The sequence below is a fragment of the Aeromonas sp. 2MA4 genome (assembly GCF_029237305.1).
GTDB lineage: Bacteria > Pseudomonadota > Gammaproteobacteria > Enterobacterales > Aeromonadaceae > Aeromonas > Aeromonas salmonicida.
This window is the reverse complement of the sequence record NZ_JAACFY010000013.1, coordinates 26,688-51,202: the sequence shown is the minus strand read 5'-3', so window position 1 is coordinate 51,202 and position 24,515 is coordinate 26,688. Positions and strand designations below refer to the sequence as shown.

At 61.2% G+C, this 24,515-nt stretch carries 26 protein-coding genes; 15 read left to right on the top strand and 11 right to left on the bottom strand.

Features of this window, described 5'->3' with window-relative positions; all coding sequences use genetic code 11:
- Window positions 1-24: 24 nt before the first annotated feature.
- The 6 genes from GWQ31_RS14010 to GWQ31_RS13985 all read right to left on the bottom strand — a co-directional run bounded on the left by GWQ31_RS14010 (window position 25) and on the right by GWQ31_RS13985 (window position 5,036).
- Window positions 25-735: an HAD-IA family hydrolase gene (locus tag GWQ31_RS14010; RefSeq protein WP_275909623.1), complete on the bottom strand. Its 711-nt coding sequence runs from the start codon at window positions 733-735 to the stop codon at window positions 25-27.
- 116 nt (window positions 736-851) lie between these two features.
- On the bottom strand, window positions 852-1,820 hold the full coding sequence (xerC, locus tag GWQ31_RS14005) for a tyrosine recombinase XerC (RefSeq protein WP_265451545.1): 969 nt from the start codon (window positions 1,818-1,820) through the stop codon (window positions 852-854).
- Complete coding sequence (locus tag GWQ31_RS14000; protein WP_275909622.1) at window positions 1,813-2,493, bottom strand: DUF484 family protein; 681 nt, start codon at window positions 2,491-2,493, stop codon at window positions 1,813-1,815. The genes xerC and GWQ31_RS14000 overlap by 8 nt, the downstream gene beginning before the upstream one ends.
- Before the next feature lie 82 nt (window positions 2,494-2,575).
- Window positions 2,576-3,406, bottom strand: a complete 831-nt coding sequence (gene dapF / locus GWQ31_RS13995) for a diaminopimelate epimerase (protein WP_011899114.1) — start codon at window positions 3,404-3,406, stop codon at window positions 2,576-2,578.
- 182 nt (window positions 3,407-3,588) lie between these two features.
- The gene (gene lysA / locus GWQ31_RS13990) at window positions 3,589-4,839 is read right to left on the bottom strand and encodes a diaminopimelate decarboxylase (protein ID WP_005316164.1); all 1,251 of its coding nucleotides are present in this window, start codon (window positions 4,837-4,839) and stop codon (window positions 3,589-3,591) included.
- Window positions 4,840-4,859: 20 nt separating this feature from the next.
- Window positions 4,860-5,036: a lipoprotein gene (locus GWQ31_RS13985; RefSeq protein WP_073531790.1), complete on the bottom strand. Its 177-nt coding sequence runs from the start codon at window positions 5,034-5,036 to the stop codon at window positions 4,860-4,862.
- Window positions 5,037-5,109: 73 nt separating this feature from the next.
- On the opposite strand from GWQ31_RS13985, the gene cyaY reads away from it, so the two are divergent.
- Both cyaY and GWQ31_RS13975 read left to right on the top strand, forming a co-directional pair.
- Window positions 5,110-5,424 (top strand): iron donor protein CyaY, encoded by a 315-nt coding sequence (gene cyaY / locus GWQ31_RS13980; RefSeq protein ID WP_005316166.1) that lies wholly within the window; start codon window positions 5,110-5,112, stop codon window positions 5,422-5,424.
- Window positions 5,421-6,074: a carboxylesterase gene (locus GWQ31_RS13975; protein ID WP_265463051.1), complete on the top strand. Its 654-nt coding sequence runs from the start codon at window positions 5,421-5,423 to the stop codon at window positions 6,072-6,074. The genes cyaY and GWQ31_RS13975 overlap by 4 nt, the downstream gene beginning before the upstream one ends.
- A gap of 118 nt (window positions 6,075-6,192) precedes the next feature.
- Here GWQ31_RS13975 and GWQ31_RS13970 read toward each other — a convergent pair whose 3' ends face one another.
- Window positions 6,193-8,724, bottom strand: a complete 2,532-nt coding sequence (locus GWQ31_RS13970) for a class I adenylate cyclase (RefSeq protein ID WP_058394812.1) — start codon at window positions 8,722-8,724, stop codon at window positions 6,193-6,195.
- A gap of 323 nt (window positions 8,725-9,047) precedes the next feature.
- Here GWQ31_RS13970 and hemC point away from each other — a divergent pair, with 323 nt between their 5' ends.
- From hemC to GWQ31_RS13950, 4 genes are read left to right on the top strand one after another with little or no spacing between them, the layout of a single operon-like run.
- Window positions 9,048-9,977, top strand: coding sequence for a hydroxymethylbilane synthase (hemC, locus tag GWQ31_RS13965; protein ID WP_005316194.1), 930 nt, complete (start codon window positions 9,048-9,050; stop codon window positions 9,975-9,977).
- Entirely contained in the window at window positions 9,974-10,708 is a 735-nt protein-coding gene (locus GWQ31_RS13960) for a uroporphyrinogen-III synthase (RefSeq protein WP_099991503.1), read from the top strand. The genes hemC and GWQ31_RS13960 overlap by 4 nt, the downstream gene beginning before the upstream one ends.
- The gene (locus GWQ31_RS13955; protein ID WP_275909621.1) at window positions 10,705-11,754 is read left to right on the top strand and encodes a uroporphyrinogen-III C-methyltransferase; all 1,050 of its coding nucleotides are present in this window, start codon (window positions 10,705-10,707) and stop codon (window positions 11,752-11,754) included. The genes GWQ31_RS13960 and GWQ31_RS13955 overlap by 4 nt, the downstream gene beginning before the upstream one ends.
- A 10-nt stretch (window positions 11,755-11,764) precedes the next feature.
- Window positions 11,765-12,928, top strand: coding sequence for a heme biosynthesis HemY N-terminal domain-containing protein (locus tag GWQ31_RS13950; protein WP_275909620.1), 1,164 nt, complete (start codon window positions 11,765-11,767; stop codon window positions 12,926-12,928).
- A 94-nt stretch (window positions 12,929-13,022) separates the two neighbouring features.
- Here GWQ31_RS13950 and GWQ31_RS13945 read toward each other — a convergent pair whose 3' ends face one another.
- A complete protein-coding gene (locus GWQ31_RS13945; RefSeq protein WP_005316205.1) occupies window positions 13,023-13,274 on the bottom strand; it encodes a YkgJ family cysteine cluster protein in 252 nt (83 codons plus the stop codon).
- Window positions 13,275-13,426: 152 nt separating this feature from the next.
- Window positions 13,427-14,437 carry a class II fructose-bisphosphatase gene (glpX, locus tag GWQ31_RS13940; protein WP_005316208.1) on the bottom strand — a complete coding sequence of 337 codons (1,011 nt, stop codon included), beginning with the start codon at window positions 14,435-14,437 and terminating at the stop codon, window positions 13,427-13,429.
- Window positions 14,438-14,654: 217 nt separating this feature from the next.
- Here glpX and GWQ31_RS13935 point away from each other — a divergent pair, with 217 nt between their 5' ends.
- From GWQ31_RS13935 to GWQ31_RS13905, 7 genes are all read left to right on the top strand, one after another.
- A complete protein-coding gene (locus GWQ31_RS13935) occupies window positions 14,655-15,716 on the top strand; it encodes a porin (protein ID WP_021138938.1) in 1,062 nt (353 codons plus the stop codon).
- Between the two features lie 122 nt (window positions 15,717-15,838).
- A complete protein-coding gene (locus tag GWQ31_RS13930) occupies window positions 15,839-16,726 on the top strand; it encodes an ABC transporter substrate binding protein (protein ID WP_275909619.1) in 888 nt (295 codons plus the stop codon).
- Between the two features lie 232 nt (window positions 16,727-16,958).
- Complete coding sequence (locus GWQ31_RS13925) at window positions 16,959-19,001, top strand: TonB-dependent siderophore receptor (protein ID WP_275909618.1); 2,043 nt, start codon at window positions 16,959-16,961, stop codon at window positions 18,999-19,001.
- A gap of 66 nt (window positions 19,002-19,067) precedes the next feature.
- A complete protein-coding gene (locus tag GWQ31_RS13920; RefSeq protein ID WP_113720749.1) occupies window positions 19,068-19,688 on the top strand; it encodes a PepSY-associated TM helix domain-containing protein in 621 nt (206 codons plus the stop codon).
- Between the two features lie 177 nt (window positions 19,689-19,865).
- The gene (locus tag GWQ31_RS13915) at window positions 19,866-20,903 is read left to right on the top strand and encodes an acyltransferase family protein (protein ID WP_265451553.1); all 1,038 of its coding nucleotides are present in this window, start codon (window positions 19,866-19,868) and stop codon (window positions 20,901-20,903) included.
- 150 nt (window positions 20,904-21,053) lie between these two features.
- A complete protein-coding gene (locus GWQ31_RS13910; RefSeq protein WP_275909617.1) occupies window positions 21,054-21,626 on the top strand; it encodes a hypothetical protein in 573 nt (190 codons plus the stop codon).
- Window positions 21,627-21,751: 125 nt separating this feature from the next.
- On the top strand, window positions 21,752-22,186 hold the full coding sequence (locus GWQ31_RS13905; protein ID WP_275909616.1) for an N-acetyltransferase: 435 nt from the start codon (window positions 21,752-21,754) through the stop codon (window positions 22,184-22,186).
- Here GWQ31_RS13905 and GWQ31_RS13900 read toward each other — a convergent pair.
- Window positions 22,183-22,539 (bottom strand): helix-turn-helix domain-containing protein, encoded by a 357-nt coding sequence (locus GWQ31_RS13900; RefSeq protein ID WP_058394803.1) that lies wholly within the window; start codon window positions 22,537-22,539, stop codon window positions 22,183-22,185. The genes GWQ31_RS13905 and GWQ31_RS13900 overlap by 4 nt on opposite strands.
- 121 nt (window positions 22,540-22,660) lie before the next feature.
- Between GWQ31_RS13900 and GWQ31_RS13895 the strand changes: the two genes are divergently transcribed.
- Window positions 22,661-22,966 carry a monooxygenase gene (locus tag GWQ31_RS13895; protein WP_271773763.1) on the top strand — a complete coding sequence of 102 codons (306 nt, stop codon included), beginning with the start codon at window positions 22,661-22,663 and terminating at the stop codon, window positions 22,964-22,966.
- A gap of 27 nt (window positions 22,967-22,993) precedes the next feature.
- Here GWQ31_RS13895 and GWQ31_RS13890 read toward each other — a convergent pair whose 3' ends face one another.
- Complete coding sequence (locus tag GWQ31_RS13890) at window positions 22,994-23,614, bottom strand: outer membrane beta-barrel protein (RefSeq protein WP_271773764.1); 621 nt, start codon at window positions 23,612-23,614, stop codon at window positions 22,994-22,996.
- Between the two features lie 246 nt (window positions 23,615-23,860).
- Here GWQ31_RS13890 and GWQ31_RS13885 point away from each other — a divergent pair, with 246 nt between their 5' ends.
- Window positions 23,861-24,499, top strand: coding sequence for an exopolysaccharide biosynthesis protein (locus GWQ31_RS13885; RefSeq protein WP_005316240.1), 639 nt, complete (start codon window positions 23,861-23,863; stop codon window positions 24,497-24,499).
- Window positions 24,500-24,515: the final 16 nt, after the last annotated feature.

The window sequence follows — 24,515 nt, the reverse complement described above, 5'->3', positions numbered from 1 at the left end:
GCAAACAGCAGCCGGCAAAAACGTTCAGAGCAGCAGGTCTGCCAACTCTCCCAGTCCGTTCAGTTCCACATCCGGCAACAATGGCAACTGCCGCCAGGAGCGCTGGCGGTCATTGAGCCAGGCGGCGCGAAAGCCGTGCAGGCGGGCGCCCAGCACATCCGTCACTGGATGATCCCCCACGTGCAGTATCCGGTCTGGTACCAGCTTGAGGGCGGCCTGCGCCTGGACAAACATGTCCGGCGCCGGTTTCATCCTGGCACCCGCCCCCGCCTTGCAGACCAGGGTGAAGTAATCATTCAGCCCGGCCTGGGCCAGGTCCAGATTGCCATTGGTGATCACCACCAGCGGATAGCGATCGGCGAGTCGTGCCAGCAAGTCATGGGTCGCGTCACTCACCTCAATCTTTGAGCGTTCGACGAGAAAGCTGGCGAACACCTGCTCCGCCTCGCGACTGGCGATGGCTGCCGCCATGCCTCCCTGCAACATGGCCTCATGAATGGTGCGCTGGCACGCCAGACTGACATCCTGGCGCAGTTCGGGCTGGGCGATCAGCACGGTGCGTTTGAGCTCCAGCCAGCGCGGCTTGTCCAGCATGGCGGTCGCCAGGTATTCGCTGCGCAGATGCTCAAGCATCCACTGCTCGGCCCGTTCAATGGCCGGGCCGTTGTTGTAGAGGGTGTCATCGAGGTCGAACGAGATGGCAGCAACCGGCTGCCAACGGCGATAAAAATGCATTCATGCTCCTTCACGGCGATATAATCAGGTCCCCTTGTTCATCTTCCGGCATATCTGGGTACCCTGGCGGTTTGGATGCTCAGATAACCCCAGACACTCCTTCACAGAGGTCAAGGTCACTCATCTTCCGGCGTGGCAGGATCCCGCTTTGCTCTTGGGTGGGCATTGTCATAGACCTTGGCCAGATGCTGAAAATCGAGATGGGTATAGATCTGGGTAGTGGAGAGATCCGCATGACCCAGCAGCTCCTGCACGGCACGCAGATCGCCGGAGGACTCCAGCATGTGAGTAGCGAAGCTGTGGCGCAGCTTGTGGGGATGGACGTGGGCATTGAGCGCCTGCTTGTTGCCCCAACCATCGAGCCGCTCCTGTACGGAACGGGCCGACAGCCGCTGTTTGCGCTTGGAGACGAACAAGGCGTCAGCCTCGTCCCCCGCCAGCAGAGGGCGTACCTTGAGCCACTTGTGCAGCCACTCCACCGCCATTCTTCCCATGGGCAGCACCCGCTCCCGCGAGCCCTTGCCGGTCACCTTGAGCTGACGGTCATCGAGCTTGATGTCACCCAGATTGAGCCCCACCAGCTCGGCCAGCCGCAGGCCGGAAGAGTACATCAGCTCCATGATGGCCCGATCCCGTACCGCCAGGGGATCCTGCTCGTCTGTGATGTTGAGCAACTGGTACATCTCGTCCACATCCAGATTTTTCGGCAGCGGTCGCCCCTGCTTGGGGGTCACTATGCCGCGGGCCGGGTTGGCGGTGAGCCGTCCCTGGCGCACCTGCCAGTCGCAGAAACTGCGCAAGGCGGAGATCTTGGTAGAAAGGGAGCGGGGAGCGAGCCCGGCCTTGTGCATCCGGGTCACCAGACTGCGCACCTGGCTCGCCTCGAGCCGGGCCCAGTCGCTTACACCCAGCCTGACCAGCTCGGCGGCCATGGCCTGCAGATGGGATTCATAGTTGCTGCGAGTGTGAGGGCTGAGCTGGCGCTCGACCCTCAGGTATTCGATAAAGGCCGCCAGCTCATCGGCCAGAGAGGCTGGCAGAGGCTCGGTGGCAGGGGCAGACGCTTTGGCCGGTTCCCTAGCCATGGGTCAGTTCAGGCAGACGCAACTGCAACAAGCGACCCAGCTGACCCAGCAGCAGGGTATCGTTATGGGGGCTGAAGTGGCTGGGATCGGAACTGGCAAAGGCCAGCACGCCGAGATCGCCGAGCCGCATCAGGGCCACGGAGTTGACCAGCACATCGTGGCCAAACAAGGCCTGTTTCTCACTCTGGTTGAGGCGGCCAAAATAGTAATCCTGCCCCGGCAGCCGTTGACCCAGCAGTTGCTCGAGTTGCTTGCCGTCCGCCATGAAGCGCAGCTGGGGACCGTTCAACTGGAATTTTTTCGGGCTGAGCCAGAGCCGCAGGCCGGTCAGCCGCAGCCGCTGCACGAACGCCTTGCCCATCACGGCGCTCACCTCGAACAGAGACTGGCAACCATAGAGCTCGCCGTAGAGGTCGGCATAGACCCGGAAGATCCGCTCGTTCTCGCTGGCAATCCCCATCAACTCGGTGATCTCCTGCTCCAGCTGCTCGATGCGCTCCCGCTGCCTGTCCATCTGGCGTTCAACCAGAGAGACCGAGCCTTTGCGTTCATGGGGAATGCGGATCCGGTCCAGCATGGCCGCGTGGCGCTGGAAAAACTCGGGATAACGGGCCAGGTACTCCAGCACTGTGGCTTCATCCACCAGTGGCTCCTGCCGCTTGAGTTCGCTCATAAATTGGTTGGTCCATTACAGAAAAAGGGCACTGGGCCCTGACATTATCGCGCAGCAGAGAGGGCTTGCGCCCTCGTCATGCCTATAACTCTATCTGGCCGTCGAATACATGCTCGGCCGGGCCCGTCATATAGACCGGCTGACCCGGCCCCTTCCAGGCGATGGTCAGCTTGCCACCCGGCAGACTGACGGTGACCCGCTCCTTGAGCTTGCCCTGACTGATGCCAATCACCGCCGCCGCACAGGCTCCAGTACCGCAGGCCAGGGTCTCACCCACACCGCGCTCGAATACCCGCAAGCGGATCTCGGTGGCGTTGACCATCTCCATGAAGCCGACGTTGACCCGTTCAGGGAAACGCTCGTGCCGCTCCATGATGGCACCCAGAGTCTCCACAGGCGCATCGGCCACCGACGGAACTTCAATGACGCAGTGGGGGTTCCCCATCGAGACCACACCACACATCACAGTATGCTCTTGTGCCCGCAACAGATAGGTTTTTTCCGCCTTCTGAGCCCGAAACGGGATCTTGCCCGGCTCAAACTGGGGAACCCCCATGTTGACCGTGACCTGATTCTCCCCTTCCAGCTGCAGGCTAATGCGGCCACGGGCCGTGCTGACCGCGATGCGATCCCGGTTGATCAGCCCCTTGAGGCGCACGAAACGGGCGAAACAGCGGGCACCATTGCCGCACTGCTCCACCTCGCTGCCATCGGCATTGAAGATGCGATAGTGGAAGTCGAGTTCAGGGTCATAGGGCGGCTCCACCAGCAACAGCTGGTCAAAACCGATCCCGAAGTGGCGATCCGCCAGCTTCTTGATGACGTCATTGCTGAAAAACACCTTCTGGGTGACACCATCCACCACCATGAAGTCGTTGCCCAGCCCATGCATCTTGGAAAAATCTATCAACATAGTGCGTTCCTGTACCCTTTAGGCAGTAAATGCTCGGCGCACCAGCGATCCGCTCAATCGTGCGTTCCCCTGCTATCAGGGCCGTCAATGCTCGCAACACCGGCAATCGGTCAACTGCTCGCGCGTTCAACGCACACAGAGACGCGTCTGGAAAATCCAGTCGCCGTGGTGCCTTCCTGTGTTCAGGGCAGTAGATGCTCACCACGCCAGAGATCGGCCAACTGCTCGCGCTCTCTGATGAGGAAGGATTGGGTGCCATCCACCAGCACCTCGGCCGCACGCGGACGAGTGTTGTAGTTGGATGACATGGTAAAGCCATAGGCACCAGCGGAGCGTACCGCCAGCAGGGAGCCCTCGGCGATGGCCAGGGTGCGCTCCTTGCCGAGGAAGTCACCTGTCTCGCAGACCGGGCCGACCACGTCATACAGCGCCTTCTCATGGGCCGTGCGGCTGTCCACCTCTATGATGTTCATCCAGGCGCCGTAAAGAGAGGGGCGCAGCAGGTCGTTCATGCCGGCATCGATCAGGGCAAAGTTGCGGGTTTCACCCGGCTTCAGGTACTCCACCCGGGTCAGCAGCACACCGGCGTTGGCGACGATGGCTCGGCCCGGTTCGAACAGCAGGGTCAGATCCCGACCCGCCAGCTTCTGCTTGAGCGCCTCGGCATACTCGGTGGGATGAGGTGGCTGCTCGGCACCATAGTTGACCCCGAGGCCGCCGCCCACGTCCAGGTGATGGATGTGAATACCTTCCGCCGCCAGGGTGTCGATCAGGCGCAGCAGCTTGTCGGCCGCCTCCATGAAGGGGTTGAGTTCGGTCAGCTGGGAACCGATGTGGCAATCCACCCCCTTGATCTCTATGTTGGCCATGGCCGCCGCCTTGCGATAGATGGCAGGCGCCTGCTCGATGGGGATGCCGAATTTGTTCTGCTTGAGGCCGGTGGAGATATAAGGGTGAGTGCCGGCATCGATATCCGGATTGACCCGCACCGAGACCCGGGCCTTCTTGCCCATACTGCCCGCCACCCGGTTCAGACGCTCCAGTTCGGCTTCCGACTCCAGGTTGAAACAGAGGATCTCTTTATCCAGCGCCAGCCGCATCTCGGCTTCGCTCTTGGCCACGCCGGAGAAAACCACCTTGGCCGGATCACCGCCCGCCGCCAGCACCCGCGACAACTCGCCGCCGGAGACGATGTCAAAACCCGAGCCCAGACGGGCCAGCAGGTTGAGCAGCGCCAGATTGGAGTTGGCCTTGACCGCATAGCAGATCAGATGGGGAATATCGCCCGCTGCCTGATCGAAGGCATGCCAGTGGCGTTCCAGGGTCGCACGGGAGTATACGTACAGCGGGGTGCCGTATTGCTCGGCAAGGTGTTGCAGCGAGGTTTGCTCGGCCTGAAGCTGGCCGTCGGCATCGTAGTTAAAGTGATCCAAGGGGGCGGTTCCTTCCTAAATTATTGCGGCGCGGCCTCTGGGGCAGCTTCGACGGTCGCAGGCGTCTGTGCTTGCGGTGTACTCTCGGTCTGGGGCTGCTCGGGAGGCGGCATGTAAAGCGGTCCCGTCAGGCCACACGCGGCCAAACCAAGAGACAGAAGAGTGGCGAGCAGACACTTGGTAAGCTGGGTAATCATAATGGTTCGCTGCGAAAAAATTTTTGGCCCTCTATAATCGCACTCACATTGTTAAAAGCAACAGGATAAACCGATGAAGGATCACGAGTATCACGCCCTGACCGACGCCTTTTTCCAATATGTGGAAGACACTGTCGACGCAGGATATCCGGATATTGACTGTGAACGTGCCGGTGGGGTCTTGACCCTGTCGTTCGAGAACAAGACCAAGGTCATCATCAACAAGCAGGAGCCCCTGCACCAGATCTGGGTCGCCACCCGCGAGAACGGTTTCCACTTCGAGCTGCAAGGGGAAACCTGGATCGACAACCGCTTCGGCCATGAGCTCAAGGCGCTGCTGACCAAGGCCTGTACCACACAGGCAGGTGAGTCAGTGGTATTCCCATGATTGACATTCATCCACAGGACGCCCGCCACGCCGTGATCTGGCTGCACGGGCTGGGGGATTCCGGGGCCGGGCTGGCCCCGCTGGTGGACGCGCTGGACTTGCCTGCCGACCTGCCGGTTCGTCATCTGCTGCCCGACGCGCCCGAGCGGCCCATCACCATCAACATGGGCTACAAGATGCGCGGCTGGTACGACATCAAGAGCTTCGACGATCCAGCGGACCGCGCCGTTGAGTCCCATGTGCGTGAATCCGCCACTCGTATCGCCGCCCTGCTGGACCAGCTGGTGGCCGAAGGGTTTGCCCCAGAGCACATCCTGCTGGCCGGTTTCTCCCAGGGCGGAGTGATCGCCTCCTTCACCGCCCTGCGCCATCCGGTTCGGCTGGCTGGCCTGCTCTGCATGTCCACCTATCTGGCGGCGCCAGATGCCCTGCTGGCCGAGATGAGCGAGGCCGCCCGCAGCCTGCCCATCTGCTACATGCACGGCATCTATGACGACGTGGTGAATCTCTCCATGGGCTGGGATGCCAAGAACCGGCTGGAAGCGGTGGGGCTCACCCTCGAGTGGCACGAATATCCGATGCGCCACGAGATCTGCCGCCCCCAGCTGGATGACATCCGTCACTGGCTGCTGGCTCGCCTCAGTGCCTGATCGGGTTCACGAAGGATAAAACAACGGCCTGCTTCTGCAGGCCGCTTTATATTCGATTTGTTGAGGATGTTCGTGAGGCTGCCTGCCTCCCTTGCGACCCTTCGCCGGGCCACATGAGCTAGCCAGTGGCAGACCCCAGCTCGCGGGCCGGACTGGCGTTGTCACGCATCTGCCCCTGACTGCGGTAGGGGATCACCTCCAGCTCGCCGTTGATCTGCACTATCTCGTAGTACTGGGGCAAGTTGAAGTTGCTGAACTGGCCCGCATCACTGAAACGCTCGTGACTGGAGGCATAGAAACGGTTCACCCCCTGCACCAGCTCATCCTTGTTGCCGGCAAAATGCTGGTAGATCTCCACCCGGTTCGCCTCATCCAGAATATAGATGTTGGTGCCCGCATCCCGGGTATCAAAGAAGAACTGCACCAGCCCTTCACTGGCGTAGGCATCGACTATGTCGGGCAGATGCTGGCTGTGGGTCTTGTCGAGCCGCAGCGGCAGGTGATCCAGCTTGTTGTGGGAAATATGGCGGTAGAAGTCGATGGCGTTTTCCAGCTTCTTGACCGACACCCCGCGCCGTTCGAAGAAGATGCCGTACTTCTCACGACCCAGCGCCAGCGTCTTGACCAGTTGCAGCTTGTCGCGCGCGAGACGCAACTCGATGCACTCGGCCACCAGTTGCTGGAAGCGGGTCCGAATCAGAGAGCGGAAGTGCTGGCTGTAACAGAACACTTCGATCATCTCGGGAGCCGCCGCATCCTGATGCATCTTGCCGAGAATGGTGGTGAGAGCATCCACCACGGCTTCGTCGCCCTGGAAGTGCAGGGTGCGGATCTCGCTCCAGGAGTTGCGATAGACCAGATCCACCGAGCCCACCAGACACTCCTGATTGCGACCGAACGAGAACACATCGGCAGCATTGGCGTCGAACTCGATCACCTGACCCATCCAGTGGCTGGTCGGGTCCGTCTCCAGGTTGAGGAAAATGGAGAGCTGACGGATCTCGCACGGACGGCTGAGGGCCAGGTTGGTGGCGCGGGGATACTTGACCGGGAAGGTACCGGACAGGTCGCGGCAGAACTGGTGCAGATTGTCGATGTGCAGATCCGACCCCTGATTGAACAGGTGCACCCGGGACTGGGGCGTCAGCAGGCCGTTGAAGTAGGCCCAGGAGACCAGCTTGCTGATGTAGCCGTTATATTCGAGCGGCGCCCGGCCAATGATGTCCACCGGATCCAGTGAATGTTTGTAGAGATACCAGCCTGCGCGGTTGAGGCGACCATGGGGCACCTGCACCAGGCTGAGATCCGGCTCGCTCAGATCCGGCGCTATGGTCAGATTGATGCGCTGCACCTTGCCCGGCAGGCTCTCGAACGCGGCGTAGAGCTTGCGTGACAGTATGCCGATGTCTTCCGGGTTGATGGACTCGCTGATGTTGTTGCGCCGGGCAAACTGGATCAGGTTGCGATAGCTCTGCATCAGGGCTTCCAGCAACTCGGCGTGGGCCACCTTGACGTCTTCGACCTTCCACTCCTGGCGGTGATCCAGATGGTGGAGCCGCTCCGGGCTCCAGCCCCAGTAGGAGACCAGCTGGGTCATCTGCTCGCGGCGCCAGGCCGGGGAGTGCTCCTCCTTCGGATGGCTGAGGCCGTCACACACTTTCAGATAGAAGCAGCGGCGCACCAGATCGAGGCGCTGCATGTCACCAATGGACTTGAGGTAGTTGGTCACCTTGTCCAGCATCAGACAGTAGTTGTCGAGCCGGTAGTGCATGCCATCGTTGTGCTGGAACCAGTCGCGACTGGTGACTGACAGCAGACGGGTGTTGGGATACTCGTGAGAGTAAGCCTCCATCAGCACCGACTTGAGCACGGCTTTGTAAGGGGAGTCGATGCCCTTATAGAGCTGCCACAAGGCGGAACCGAAGTACTCCTCGGCAGGAATCCGGTTGAACCCACCCAGATCGAGCCAGTCATCCTGGCTCAGCTTGCCATCGGCAAACAGGCTGTCCACATACTCGTCGTAGTGATCGTCATACTCGGCAGGCACCAGATACCAGAGCAGGCGCTTGCCCGCGATCAGCATGGCACTGCGGTAGAACTCGTCGAGCAGCAGCAGGTGCTGGGCGCTGCCACAGCTCTCTCCCTGCATCTGGGCGTCGTTGCACTGGCGGAACTTGTCTTCGGGGATCAGGAAGAAGTTGAGATCCACTCCCCGCTGCTCGGCCCACTTGGAAAGTTGCTGACACTTGAGATCCAGCAACTCGAGCCGCGCCTGCGACAAGCCGGCCACGTGGCAGACCCAGATGTCGAGATCCGAGTGGCAGCACTGACCGATGGACGAAGTGCTGCCCATGGAGTAGAGCCCCTGGATCGACTTGTCATGGGTAGTGAGGCCGTTCTGGCAGTTGGCGTTCTGGCACAGATCCTGGATGAAGGCCTGCTGGGCCTCGTTGGCGGTAAAACTCCAGATGCCGTGGGGCACATCACCTGCCACATAACCGGGCAACAGGGGATGATTGAAGTGCAGCATGACAGGCAGCAGTTGAAAGACCTGCTGCCCATAGCGACTCATGAGACCTAACGCCCGTTGCGTCTTGAGACGATTGAGTTCGTCGTAGCGCGCCACCAGCGTATCGAGTTTTACCAGCAATGCCCTGCCTATACCAAGGTAAGAAATGACGCACCAAAACGGGGAGACGTCAAAAAAGTGTGATCATGTTAACAATGCAAACAGCGGTGGTAAACAAGCCCGCACTGAATCACCGGATTATTTCTGACAAGCCACTAAACAGTATCAATGGAAAGCAATAAAAATTAATGATTTCATGTAGTTAATAAATTAATCTACCTTAATGAAAATCATTTTCAGCAGCCCTTTTTGAGCTTGGCCCCGCTTTTGCGGGCTGCGCCATGAAAGCCCCTGCAAAGGGTGGTAAGATCGTTTTCCTTCTAAAGATGAAACAACTGATTGATATGGCAGCCCGAACCCTGAAAATTGCCACTCGCAAGAGCCCATTGGCCCTGTGGCAGGCCAACTTCGTCAAAGACCGGCTGGAAGCCCTGTACCCCGAGTTGCAGGTCGAGCTGGTGCCCATGAGCACTCAGGGTGACAAGATCCTGGATACCCCTCTCGCCAAAGTGGGTGGCAAGGGGTTGTTCGTCAAGGAGCTGGAAACCGCCATGCTGGAGGGCCGCGCCGACATCGCCGTCCACTCCATGAAGGATGTGCCGGTGGAGTTCCCGGAAGGGCTGGGCCTGCACACCATCTGTGAGCGCGAAGATCCGCGCGATGCCTTCGTTTCCAACCGTTTCAGCCAGATAGAAGCACTGCCGCAGGGTGCCGTGGTCGGTACCTCCAGCCTGCGCCGTCAGTGTCAGCTGCGGGCCGCCCGCCCGGATCTGGTGATCCGCGACCTGCGTGGTAACGTCAATACCCGTCTCGCCAAGCTGGATGCCGGTGAATATGACGCCATCATTCTCGCCGCCGCCGGCCTGAAGCGTCTGGAGATGGCACATCGCATCACCGCCTTCATCGAGCCGGAGCAGAGCCTGCCTGCCAACGGTCAGGGAGCGGTCGGCATCGAATGCCGCCTCGACGATCACGAGTTGCACACCCTGCTGGCACCGCTGGAGCACGCCGAGACCCGAATCCGGGTGCTGACCGAGCGAGCCATGAACCGCGCCCTGCAAGGGGGCTGCCAGGTGCCTATCGGTGCCTACGCCCTGGTGCAGGGGGATGAGGTCTGGTTGCGCGGTCTGGTGGGCAGCCCGGATGGCAGTCAGGTGATCCACGACGAGATCCGCGGTCCGCTGGCTGACGGTGAGGCCCTCGGCCACACCCTGGCCCAGCGTCTGCTGGCGGCCGGTGCCGACGTTATCCTGGCCGAGGTCTACCGGGCATGATACCCCTGGTGGTGCGCCCGGCCGCTCAGGCCGCCGAGCTGGTGCAACTGCTGCGCCAGCACGGCCACGCACCGCTCTGCTGTCCACTGCTTGAAACGGCAGCGGGCAGCGAACTCCCCCGCCTGCCCGAACTGCTGCCCCAGGCTGACATCGTCATCGCAGTCAGCGTGCATGCAGTTCATTTCACTCATCATTTTCTGTTGCAAACTGGTCAGACCTGGCCAAGTATTGACTACTTTGCGGTCGGCCAGGCCAGCGCGGATGCCTTCGCCGAAGTCGGTATAGAGGCGAGCTGCCCTGACGATCCCCGTAGCGAAGGGCTGCTGGCCCTGCCCGCCCTGCAACAGGTGAGCGGCAAGCGGGTATTGATACTCAGAGGCAACGGGGGCCGGGATCTTATCGCCCGGACGCTGGCCTCACGCGGTGCTCTGGTGCACTATTGTGCGGCCTATGAGCGCCACTACCCCGAACTCGACGGGGACACATTGACTCGCCATTGGCAGGCAGCCGGGCTCGACAGCCTGCTCATTACCAGTGGTGAACTGTTGCAACGGCTGCTGGAGCTGGTGCCAGGCCAGCAGCAGCCCTGGCTTTATGACCGCCTGTTGGTGGTGCCCAGCCCCCGCGTGGCCGACATGGCCAAGATGGCGGGCTTTACCCATATCACGATTGCCCAGGGTGCATCCAACCAGGCCCTGACGGCCGCTCTGGAACTGAGGAAGATGGAATGACTGAACAACAAGAATCCCAGGTCAAGCCCCAGCCGACCGCCGTGGTCAATGGCGGCAAGAGCCGCTCCGGCGTTCTGCTGGGTGGCGTTGCCATACTGCTGGCCCTCGGCCTGACTGGCGGTCTCTACCTGCATGGCCACCAGAGCGCCGTGGCTCAGCAGGGGGAACTGGATCAGCTCAAACAGCAACTGGCCGAGGCCATGAACAAGCTGGATCAGAGCAACAGCAAGGATAGCGAGCAACTGAGTGCGCTGGGCAAAACCCAGCAGCAACTGCAAGAAGAGCTCAAGGGTCTGCAGAATCGGGTGCTGGATCTCAACGACAAGCGTCCCAACGACTGGATGCTGGCCGAATCCGAATACCTGGTACGCATGGCGGGCCGCAAGTTGTGGCTGGAACATGACCTCATCTCCGCCATTACCTTGCTTGGCAATGCCGACGAGCGGATCAAGGCGCTCAACGATCCCAGCCTGATGCCCATTCGCAAGGCGCTGGCGGAAGACATAGCCCAGCTCAAGGGGATGCCGCGCATCGACCGTGAAGGATTGACTCTGAAACTGGCCGCCCTCTCTGACCAGATAGAGCTGCTGCCCCTCTCCACCGTCAGCATGCCGGAAGCCAAGACCGAGCCGGATCAAGCCGTCAGCACCAATCCGGACGAGTGGGAAAGCAACCTGAAGAAGAACTGGGTCAAGTTCACCGAGAACTTCATCACCATACGTCGCCGCGATGGCGCAGTGGAAGCCCTGCTCTCCCCGCAGCAGGAGATCTTCCTGCGCGAAAACCTCAAGACCAAGCTGCTGCAAGCCCAGCTCGCCGTCTACCGAGAGCAGCAGGCACTGTATGACGACAGCCTGGACAAGGCCCAGCGCTGGCTGACCCAGTATTTCGATACCGACAACAGCGCCACTCACTACATGCAGTCAGAGCTGGACAAGCTCAAGAGCGAGCAGATCCAGTTCACCTATCCGGATCGCTTCAAGACCCAAGCCATGCTGGAAGAGGTGCTGACCGAGCGCCTGCAACGCATTCTGGCCAGCAACTGAGGAGGGCACCATGATTCGTCTGATTGTTCTGGTGGCCGTGATGATAGCCGGGCTGATGTTTGGCCCTGAAACATCCGGCAACAAGGGGTATGTGCTGATCGCCCTTGGTAACTATACGGTAGAGTCCTCTGTCACCAGTGCCGTGATCCTGGCCGTGCTCTTCTACGGCGCCCTGCTTGTCATCGAATGGCTGCTGGGCCGGGTATTCGGTCTGCGCCGCAAGACACTGGGCTGGTACGGTTCGCGCCGGCGCCGCAAGGCCAACCAGCAGACGGTGGCAGCGACACTGGCCATGGCCGAAGGTCACTACAGCCAGGCCGAGAAGCTGATGCTCAAGGGCGCCAGCAACAGCGATACCCCGCTGCTCAACTATCTGAGTGCCGCCAAGGCCGCCCAGGCCCGTGGCGACGACGTACGCCGGGATCAATACCTGCAAAAGGCGCAGGAGGAGAACCCCAAGGCCGAGCTGGCACTGACCCTGACCCAGACCCAGCTGCAAATTGAGCAGGGCCAGTACGACACCGCGCTGGCCATGCTGGAATCCGTCTATGCCCTCAACCCGCGCCACCCCATGGTGCTGGATCAGCTGCGTCAGGTACATCTGGCGCGCGAGGACTGGGCGGCCCTCATTGACCTGATCCCAGTGCTGCACAAGGTGGGCAAGCTGACCCCCAAACAGGAAGAAGATTTGCTGCATCGGGCCTGGACCGGTCGGCTCAAGGCTGCCAGTGACGCCCTCGAAACCCTGCGCCCTGTCTGGCAGGATCTGCCCCGCAAGCTGCGCCAGGATCCGGATCTGCTGGCCGCCTACGGCGATCGCCTGCGTGAGCTCGGCGCCGACAGCGAAGCCGCCGAACTCTGGCTGGACGCGCTGCGCAAGCAGGTCTCCCCCCAGTTGCTGGCTCGCCTGCCCAAACTCAAGCTGGAGAGCTACCAGCCGGTGCTGACCCTGTTGCAGAAGATACAGGATCAACCGGGTGTCGAGGCGGCCCTGGCCCAGATCTATCTGCTGGCGGGTCAGCTGGACCAAGCCCAGCGCCTGCTGGAGCAGGAAGTGGCGAAGACACCGAGCGCCGCCATCTACCACGCCCTTGGCCAGGTAATGGACAAGCGCCGGCTCACCAACAAGGCCAACGAGTATTATCGTCAGGCCCTGGCGCTGGCCGACGTCTGACCCTGCTGCCGCTGACGGGTATCACCAAAAAAGAGAGGCCGCGATTGCGGCCTCTCTTTTTTCTGATCTGCTCTGATTCTACGCCGCGGCCGGTTTATGCCGTCTGTCGCTCCAGCTCACCGATGAGCCAGATGGCCTCTTCCCGATGAAAGCCGCACACATCCTGCATGGGTCGAAAACCCCCGCAGACCGCCGGCCGATCAGGCTGGTCGAAGATCTTGCAACCCAGCTGCATGTCGAGCTGTACGCAGGGTACACCGGCCGGCTTGCCGGCGGGCATACCCGGGATGGCACTGCTGATACTGGGGGCAATGCAGCAGGCACCACAACCTTGACGACATTCCATGTAACGCTTTCCTGTGCGTGGCGAACCAGTCTATCAAAGAGCCGTGATTCCCCTTAGCCTTATCCCGGCGCCCCCTGAAATAGCGACCTCCCAGACAACAAAAAGCCCGACGGCAACAGCCGTCGGGCTTTTTCAACAGCAGCGTCAGCGCATCACAGAATGATGTCGCGCACCACGCTGTCTTTGCGCTCCAGGAAGTGGATCGACTTGATGCGGCGAATCGTCCGCGACTTGCCACGGATCAACAGAGTCTCTGTGGTCGCCATGACACCATCGCTGGTGATGCCGTCCAGCAGATCACCCTTGGTGATGCCGGTCGCCGAGAAGATGACGTTGTCATTCTTGGCCAGATCTTCCAGCTTGAGCACCTTGGTCACATCGATGCCGAGCTCCACGCAGCGAGCAATTTCCTGCTCGCCCAGCGCACGCACTTCCGGGCTGTCGCCCTTGACCTGATGACGGGGCATCAGGCGAGCCTGCATGTCACCATCCAGCGCACGGATCACCGCCGCCGAGATCACCCCTTCCGGCGCGCCGCCGATGCCATACAGCATGTCGACTTCGCTGTCCGGCAGACAGGTCAGGATGGACGCTGCCACGTCGCCATCAGGGATGGCAAACACCCGCACGCCCAACCCCTGCATCTCCTTGATCGCCTTGTCGTGACGCGGCTTGGCCAGGGTGATCACAGTCAGGCGGGAGAGCGGCTTGCCCAGCGCCTTGGCCACGGCCTTGAGGTTCAGCTCGAGGGCCTGATCCAGGTCGATGGCCCCCTTGGCCTTGGGACCCACGATCAGTTTTTCCATGTACATGTCGGGCGCCTTGAGGAAGGAACCCTTGTCGCCGACCGCCAGCACGGCCAAGGCGTTGGCCTGGCCCATGGCGGTCATGCGGGTACCCTCGATAGGATCGACCGCGATATCCACGGCATCACCCAGCCCGGTCCCCACCTTCTCGCCTATGTAGAGCATGGGGGCTTCGTCGATTTCACCTTCACCGATCACAATCTCACCATCGATCTGGATCTGATTGAGGATATGGCGCATGGCCGCTACGGCCGCCCCATCGGCGATATTCTTGTCACCACGTCCGAGCCACTTGTAGCCAGCCAGTGCAGCCGCTTCCGTCACTCGGGAAAACTCGATTGCCAGTTCACGTCTCATCGCATATCCAACCTTTGGAGCTCGAAAACGGGCGGCATTCTATCACAAGGGCAAACCTTTGCGCGCAAAAGTGGCGGATGGTCACACAAATCCCGGACCGTCACCAAACTGACATCAAACCGCCATCGACACTTAACGGGATTGTCACCCCGCCGTCATTCCCCCTGCCTAGCATGGCCCCGTCTTTTAAAACAAAAGCTTGCAACAAGGGATCAAGATGAAAAAGCTGACTGTAGTGGCACTGGCTCTCACCGCGGCCTTCCAGGCTCAGGCCGTTGAAGTGTACAAAAACGACACCACGATGGTGGATTTGTATGGACGTATCTACGCTGGCCATTTCTTCGGTGACAAGAAGGAAGGGGTCGACACCGCAAACCCGAATGGCACTCATGACTACAGTGCCAAGCAGGGTGCAAACCAGTTTGTCCGCTTCGGCGCCAAGGTGGATAGCCAGATCAACAGCCAACTGAAGGCGCTGGCCCAGTACGAAGTGCAGATGTACATCAATGACAGCGAGAAAACCATCAGCGACAACTCTGACAACCTGCGTACCCGCCTGGCGTTCGCCGGTGTGGGCGCTGACTGGGGCAACATCACCTTCGGTCGCCAGAAGGGAGCCCCCGGCTTCCTGGCCGACTGGACTGACGTCTCCCTCTCCGATGGCTATGGCAACGAAGCCCTCGGCGCCAAGACCGACACCTTCGCCACCAACCGTGCCGGTTCAGTGCTGAAGTACTCCGGCCTGTTCAACGGCTTTCAGATAGACACCAGCTACAAGTTCGATGGCGGTGATACCGAAGAGACCACCAGCAAGGACAGCGATGCCGCCTACGGTGCCGCCGTGGCCTACACCTTCCCGTTCAATCTGGCACTGGGTACCGCCTACAACGTGGGGATCCGTGACAAGAACGGTGAAGAAGATGCCAAGCTGTGGCTCATCTCCGCCAAATACGACAACAAGGCCGTCTATGCTGCCCTGAGCTATGCCGACGGCACCGACTTCCTGGCCACCGGCACCGACCACACGGGTTGGGAAGCCGCGCTCGGTTACAACTTCGAGAACGGTTTCGGCCTGATGGCACTGTGGAACAAGCAGGAACAGGACAAGGCGGGTACCAAGAAAGACAATCTGGATTACTACACCCTGGGCGCACAGTACAAGTTCAACAAGAACCTGCGCGTCATCGGCGAGTACCGCATCAATAACCTGGACAGCGTTGCCGGTAAAGCAACAGCCAACAAGGATGACTTCCAGCTGGCGGCCCGTTACGACTTCTAAGTCGGGTTTTCAGCAAGAAAAACAACGCGCTGGCTTATGCCGGCGCGTTTTTTTGTGGCCCCCTGTCAACCCGGCATCCAGCCATGACCTAGGCTCAACAGAACCATGAAGAGGAGATCACCATGCTGTTACGCCTGCTTGTCTGCTGCTGCCTGTTGTTCACCTTTCCCGTTCAGGCGCTGACCATCGCCATGGTGCTGTGGCGCGGTGAAACCGATGCCGAGCGGGGCTTTCGTGCCGAACTGATCCGGCTGGGATACAACCCCACCTTCATCACCTTCAACGCCAATCAGGATCGCTCTGCCCTGGCGACACTGCTGCGCCAGCAACTGCTGCCCTCCCTCGCCCAATACGACTATATCTACAGCTTCGGGACCACGGCCACCACCATGGTCAAGAGTCTGATCGGTGAGCGCAAGCCGCTGATTTTCAATATAGTGTCTGACCCTGTCGGGGCCGGGATCCTGTCAGAAGAGCGAAGCGACAACCCCATGGTGGCCGGCTCCAGCAACCTGGTGCCCATGGCACTCCAGCTCGCCAACGCCCGCAAGCATCTGCCCAACAGCAAGGGGCTGCTGCTGCCCTTCAACCCCCGCGAGCAGAACACCTTGCTGACCGCTGAACTGCTGCTGCGTGAAGCCAAGCGCTACCAGTGGGACCTCACGACCTGGCGCATAGCACCGGACAAACGACGGCTCACAAACGAACTCAAGCGCCTGCAGCAAGATGCGAAACAGAGCATCGTCTTCCTTGCCGCCGACAGCTATCTGCTCTCCATCGCCCCCGAACTGCTGGCCGCCCTCAACGAGGCGGGCATCCCCACCATCTGCAGCGCCGAGCAGTTTGTCCAACACGACTGTACCGTCAGCACCATCAGCAGCTATGACACCCTGGGACGAATGACGGCCAGCATCATCCACCGCCACTTGCAGGGCACGCCGCTGCAAGAGATACCATTGCAGACGGATCCGGCTCCGCGACTGGTGCTGGGCAAGCAACTGGCGCCATAGCACCGGACTTTTCTGCCCATACCCTCAACCCCCAGTCACTCGTCCAGCCACACGGGCCTGACATCATGTGCGCTCCATCCGATCCCCCTGCATATTTGCATCACATCTTTATGTTGCAGAGCTAATGAAAATCAATATCATTAGCATCCTCTCAGATGAGAGAAACCAATAATTATAAATAAATCAATAAGTTCAGACCATCAGGTCGCTTCCTCAAGAGTCAACACGCAACATGTACACACCGAATCATCCACGCGCCCTGCTGGGCGTGGCTCTGCTGGCCCTGAGTGCCGGCGCCCGCGCCGAAGACGAGACCATGACGGTCGTCGGCAAACGCAGCCAGCATGAAGAGGTCGCCACCGCGACCCGCACCAACACCCCGGCCAAGCTTGTTCCCCAGGCCATCGACAGCGTCAAGGCCAGCGAACTGACCGCCTTCGGCCAACCCACCCTGAGCGAAGCCCTGACCGGCATTCCCGGGGTCAACGCCAGCGGTGACACCCGCTTCGATAGCGTCAATATCCGTGGCTTCAGTGCCAGCAATGACTTCTATCTGGACGGCTTTCGCGATGACATGCAGTACACCCGGGATCTCGGCAACATAGAGAGGGTCGAGGTGCTCAAGGGCCCGGCGGCGGTGCTGTACGGCCGTGGCAGCACGGGTGGCATCATCAACCGGGTCAGCAAGAAACCGCAGAAGGGCCAGGAGTCCAGCGTAACCGCCCTGGTGGGCAGTTTCGATACCAGGCGCGTGGCCGCCGACCTCAATGCCGAGGCGGGTGAACGGGTGCAGCTGCGCCTCAACCTGGCACAGGAAGACAAGGACAGTTTTCGCAACAACGTGACCAGCAAGCGCACCCTGCTGGCCCCCTCCGTCAACTGGGAGATCAGCGACAAGCTGAACTGGCTGGTACAGTACGAGCGCAATGCCCACGACCGCACCCCGGATCGCGGCATTCCCGGCGTCAATGGCCGTCCGGCCGACGTGCCGAAGGAATATGTCTACAGCGACACCCGCCGCGACTTTATCGACGACGTGGCGCAATCCACTCGCTCCCGCCTCTCCTGGGACATCAATGATCAGTGGCAACTGCGCCAGCAGCTGGGCTACAGCACCCTCGACAGCCAGTTCGACAACACCTATGTCACCAGCGTCAAAGGGGATCAGGTCACCCGTGCCCGCTGGCAGCAGGATCTCAAGGCCAACAGCCTGATCAGCAACACAGAGGCCGAAGGCCAGCTGCAGACAGGCCCCGTCGAGCATCGCCTGCTGATCGGGTTCGAGCAGAACTGGCAGGAGCGCACCCCCAAGCTCTACCAGAACGCCAGCCCCATCCCGGCCGGCAATCTTTACGACCCCGGCTCACTGCCCACCTATGATGGCGCCATGAAGTTATCCAGCGACGCCAACCACAAGGTGCGTGGTTACGGTCTCTATCTGCAGGATCAACTCAGCCTGGGTGACTGGCATCTGGTAGGCGGCTTGCGCCGCGACGACTTCACCGTCACCAGCCGCCGCAACGACCTCAACAAGGAAGAGACCCTCTCGGTCACCAGCCTGAGCCCGCGGCTGGGGCTGGTGTGGAATCCCCTCGAGGATCACGCCTTCTACACCTCCTACAGCAAGACCTTCACGCCGGTTGGCGGGGAGCTTATCGGCATCACACCGGGGGACAAGAACAACAGTCTGGATCCCCAGAACACCCGGCTGTACGAGGGGGGCGTGAAGAGCGACTGGCTGGATGGCCGCCTGGCGACCACCCTCTCTCTCTACCGGCTGGAGATGTACAACAAGCGCAGCAAGGACCCGCTGGATCCCACCAAGGTGACCCTCACCGGTCTGCAGCGCACAGATGGCATAGAGCTGAGTGCCCGCGCCCAGCTGACCGACGAGCTCTACCTGCGCGGCGGCATCGCCATTCAGGACGCCGAGCAGGTGAAGGCAGATGCGGATCTGCAGGGCAAGCGGCCGATGAACGTCTCCCGCCAGAACGGCCAGCTGTTTGCCGGCTATGAGAGCGGCCAGCAGGGTTGGTTCGGCGAAACCGGCGTGACTGCGGTAGGTGATCGCTTCGCCGACAACGCCAACACCACCACCTTGCCCGGCTATGCCCGCTTCGATGCCCGCGCAGGCTACCGCTGGCAGCAATGGGAAGCCCAGCTGAGCGCCGAGAACCTGACCGACCACGACTACTTCGTCAGCGCCACCAGTGCCTCCCAGATCCTGCCGGGCACGCCCCGCCAGCTGAATCTGAGCGCAGCCTACCGTTTCTGATCTTCCTTTCATCACAGATGACCCCTGGCCAGCGATTGCTGGCCAGATTTTTATGAAGCGCAAAATATGAAACGCAAAAAACTCCCCCTTCACAACAACAAATGGGTGCGCCGCATCCATGCCTGGGCCGGCTTTGCCACCCTCACTCTGATGCTGCTCTACGGCCTGACCGGCCTGTGGCTGCAACACAGGGCCGTGCTCCCCATTCCCGGCCCCCATACCGACAAGTCGAGCGAGGAGATAGGGCTGAGCGCGCCGCTGGCCAGCCCGGACGAGCTGAAAACCCTGCTGCAACAGCGCTATCCGGAGGGCTTTGAGGAGGGACGCGCCATGATCACCCCGGCCCAGACCCTGCCCACCCCGGCTGGCCCTCTCACACTGCCGGCCCGCTGGGAGATGCGCGGCGTCACCCTCAGCCAGAGCGTGGCGGCCAGCTATGTGGAGGGGACCCTGCTGGTTCGCACCGAATTGCAGCAGGCCAACTTCGCCGCCAGCCTGAACCGGCTGCATCGCGGCATGGGTACCGGCCTCTCCTGGCAGCTGTTTGGCGATCTGGCGGCGCTGGCCATGTTGCTGCTGGCTCTCACCAGTTTGCTGATGTGGAACAAGCTGCACGGCCCGGCCGGCAGAGGCATAGCCCTGCTGCTGACCGGCGCCGTCGCCACTGTGCTGGTCGCTCTGCTCTAGCCCATTTACCGACACCAAAGCGGGATCAGGCTCTCACGGGCGGTAACCCCGCTCGCCGCCGAAGTAACAAAGGGTAACCGGCTGCCGATGGGGGTCACACTTGTCGGCGCCGTGACTGGATGGGGGCCGCTCGCGACTGTTAGGGTGCGGCCTCGACTCCAGACGGCAGCAGGCATAATGCGCATCTCCAGCATAGAGTGCGGGCGAGTAGTGGCCATCATGGCCGTGATGACCATTCACCTCTCCCCCTTCAGCAATCCGTTCGACCCCACACTGTGGAATGACGCCCTCTACCTCTGGCTGGGGGGCGTCATCAACCAGCTGTGCCGCTTCGCGGTCCCGCTCTTCTTCCTCTGCGCCGGCTACTTCCTGCAACCAGCTCTCGTCGCAGGCAACCCCATGACGGCGGCACTGCGTTACTGCCGCCCCCTGCTGGGACTCTGGCTGGTGTGGAGCCTCATTTATCTGCTGATGCCCTTCAACCCGCTGGCGGCGATTGAGCAAGGCTACCTGCCGGCCATGGCGAGTCAGTGGCAGATGCAGCTGGGGGATCCCCTCAATGCCTGGTGGGTGGGTGGCATGATCCACCTCTGGTTCCTGCCCGCCCTGATGCTGGCCGTCTTGCTGCAGGCACTGTGTCACAGGATTGGGCTGCCCCGGCTGGCGCTGGTGCTCGGTGTCCTGCTCTACCTGCTGGCCCTGCTCGGCGGCTCCTATGGCCAGCCGCTGCTGGGGGGCGAGTGGGCACTGTTGACCCGCAACGGTCCCTTCTTCTCCTCGATTTTCGTGGCGCTGGGCGCCGAGCTGCGGGCCCGTCACTGGCGGCCGGACACCCGGCGCAGCGCCCTGCTGTTGGGCGTGGGAATGGGGATCTATGCACTGGAAGCCTGGGGCTTGCTGTACTTCGCCGATGTGCCCCTCAGTCGTCACGACTTCCTGCTCGGCTCGCTCCCCTGGGGCCTGGGCCTGTTCGGCCTGCTGCTGGCCAACCCTGGCTGGGGCAGGGGCAGCTGGCTGGAACGCCAGGCACCAAGGGTGCTGGGTCTCTACTGCCTGCACATGATGCTGGTGGTGTGGCTGATGATCTTTGGCCCGCAGGGGAAGTTGCTCTGGTGGGAACTGCTGAAGGTACCGGCCTTGATCACCCTCTCCCTGCTCGCCTACCGGCTGCTGGCGGCAACCCCGGCCAGCCGCAGCTTGCTGCGCGCCCGTTGAGGGGGGAAATGTGAGGCTGAGAGGAGAGGAGGCGGGAGCTATGCCGATCCCTCCCTACTCGCGACTGAACGGGTGGTTCAATTTTTATTCATCGCCGACAGATAAACTCCGGTCTCCTTAACGCGAAACCCAACCTGGAGTCATGACCGCATGAAGTTGCTCACCAAGAAGTCGTTTACCAAGCAATACGGCCTTGTCCTCGTTCTGCTCGCCGCCAGCGGCTCCCTCAGTGCCGCCGAGATCGCCAACAACAACATCACTGAAGCCGAGATCAAAGCCGCGCAGGATGCCTGGGGCAAGGCCCTGATCCAGATCAGCGACGACTACCGCTCCGGCGGCATAGAGAAGGCCAAAACGACGGCCACGACAGTGCTCGACAGCGCCTACGGCTACAACAATGGCCCTGTCCTGTTCAAGCCCACCCTGGCCGGAGGCGAACAGACCTTCCGCATCAATCAGGAAGGGGCGCTGGCCTACTTCGTCGGCAACAACAAGGCCTATCCCGCGGACACTGGCTTCGCCCTCAAGAACTGGAAAAGTTACAACTACGACAACGCTGCCATCTATATCAACGGCGACATGGCCCTGACCATGGGCAAGGTTCACCTGACAGACAGGGACAACAAGGAGACCACGGTCGACAAGACCTGGGGCTTCAAGAAGGGGGATGACGGCAAAGTCCGCATAGTGTTGCACCACTCTTCCCTCCCCTACGCCGGTTAAGCGGCAAAAGGCGACCCGCGGGTCGCCTTTTTGTTATGAGGGCGGCACTTTGGCCACCCACAAGGTGACGGCGAGACTGGCGCTGTTACCATGCTCCTTTTGTAACGAATCCAGACGAGACACCCATGCAGATCCACCCCTTCACTCCGTCCGACATGGAGGACGTCCTCACCATCTGGCTGGAGGCCTCTCTGCAGGCGCACCACTTCATCGACCCGGCCTACTGGCACGCCAACCTGGCGCCGATGCGGGAGCACTACCTGCCCGCCGCCGACTCTTATGTGCTCTGGCAAGATGGCACTGCGCTGGGTTTTTATTCCCTGTATGAAGAGACCCTGGCCGCCATCTTCGTTACCACGGCGCAGCAGGGACGGGGCTATGGCAAAGCTCTGCTGGCCCACGCCAAACAGCAACGGCCAGCGCTGCGCCTGCAGGTGTACCAGCAAAATCGTGCCAGCTGCGACTTCTATCTCGCTCAGGGCTTCCATATAGAGGCCGAACAGCAGGATCCCCACACCCACTGCGCCGAATGGGTAATGGCCTGGTCGGCAGCAGGCTAGCCCGGTTCGATAGCCGGTGAGCCCGGGCCATCCCCACTCTGCGCCAGCAGCTCGGCGTGGCTCAACGCCAAGTCGTGCATCTGCTGCAACAGCGGGAGCAGAGCAATACCAAGCGGGCTCAGGGCATATTCCACTCTGGGAGGCACCTGGGGATGGAGAGTGCGAGCGATGACGCCATCGGCCTCCAGCTCCTTGAGCTGTGCGGTGAGCACTTTCTGGCTCACCTCTGGCAAACAGCGTCGCAAGTCACCAAAGCGCAGGGTCTGCTCGCGCAGATGAAACAGGATGGCCGGTTTCCATTTACCGGCGAGCAGCCGCAGCACCCGATAGGCAGGGCAAGGAAGTGAGGACACGTGATGGCTCGTGAGTGGTTACTTTGCGGTAACTATGCCACGAAAAAGTGCCTTCTTGCAGCCAAGATGCCGGCTTCCTATGATGCGGACTCCGTCACTCAATCCGCACCAGAGGTTCATCATGTCCAGTTTGCTGCAAATCCATTTCAACTTTCCCGCCGAGCAGATGGGGGCGGCACTGACTGACGCCGCCATGTCGCTGGCCGAATCCATCACCCGGGAGCCTGGCTTTATCTCCAAGATCTGGACCGAGAACCCGCGCACCGGCGAGGCGGGTGGCATCTATCTGTTCGAGGATGAGGCAAGCGCCCTGAACTACGCCAAGATGCACGAGCAGCGGGTGCTCGCCATGGGCGCCAGCGCGGTACAGTACAAGCTGTTCGACGTCAACGAGCCCCTTAGCCGGATCACCCGCGGTATTGTCTGACACTGCACTCCACAGCGCTGGCAGGCATCAAAACCTCAGGGTCAGGCCGATATTGGCCTGCCACTGGGTCACCAGCTCGCCGCGCACCTTGAACACGCAGTCGTCCGGGTTGCAGAGAAACTGGCTGTTGTCGTTGACCAGGGTGCCGTAGCCGCGCACCTCGGCCCGCAGCGCCAGATACTCGGTCAGGCGTGGCTGCACCCCGAGCGCCAGCGACATGGAGGGAGCCACCTCGCTGTCGTAGGCGGCGAAGCGCGTCGCCCCTATGCCGGCGCCGATGTAGGGAGCCATCAGGTTGTCCGACAGGGTGAGGGCCCCGGCGAAGTGCAGGGTATCCACCGTCAGCCGCTCCGACTGATCCGGGGAGAGGCGGGTGGATTGGTGGCTGTAGAGCAGCTCTATCATGCCGGGGTCATCCACCTCCTTGCTGATGAACAGGCCCCAGCTGCCGGAACTATCCCCCTGCAATGACTCCAGCTTGGTGGAGACAGGCACGGGTTGGGGGTCATCGTTCGCCTCGAAGTCGATGGACGAGCTGTAGCCGAAAAACGGCGTCACCTGCCAGCCAAGTCCTGCCTCGCCGTCGGCGCTCCATGCCTGCCCCAGCGGCAGCAAGAGCCCCACCATCATGATCCCCGCTCGTTTCATCACAGTTCCTCTGCTTGTGCACCAGTGCCCACCAAGCATATCAGAGCCCCCTGACCCCCATCCTAAACCAGGCCTGTATCAACCCATTTTCGCAGGGAGGATCACACTCAGCTGCCGCGACCATATCCCGCCACCACGCCACTCATCGCTGCCGCCGTTATTCATCGGTGATTAACCTCTGCCACGTATGCTGGCGCGCAACCGGGTCATGGGGCCCGATTCCACTCATCAGAAGGAAACTCGGGAATGGTTGCCGCGCAACTCAAGGACCCACAACACAAGCTCTCCGACACATTGCGGGCAACCGCCCACGCCATAGAGGAGAGCCATATCAGCCTGCGTCAGATGCTGGCCCTGGTGGGTGAACAGGGCATGTTGCTGTTTTGCGTACTGCTCACTGTGCCCTTCCTGCTGCCGGTTTCCATCCCTGGCGTCAGCACCCCGTTTGGCCTGCTGATCCTGTTTATCGGTATCGGCATCACCCTCAACCGTGTGCCCTGGCTGCCCGCCATCCTGATGGAACGCCGCTTCGCCGCCGATCAGCTAAAGCCGACCCTGCACAAGGGCGCTGACTTGCTGGCCCGCATCGATCGCTTCATTCGTCCACGCTTCTTGCTGCTGACCGGCAGCAGTGCAATCAACCGCTGCAACGGTCTCTTGCTCATGCTGGCCGCCCTGTTGCTGATGCTGCCGCTGGGGGCAATTCCCTTCACCAACGCCATGCCCGCCTGGGCCATTCTGCTGCTGGCCATCGGCATGCTGCAGCGAGACGGCCTGTTCGTCGCCAGCGGTTACCTGCTGGTCAGCGCCACCCTGGTCTGGTTCAGCGCCCTGGCCATAGGCCTGCTGATGGCGGGGCAGAGCGTCTCGACCCTGCTGGGTTGACCCGTCACGCAGACGA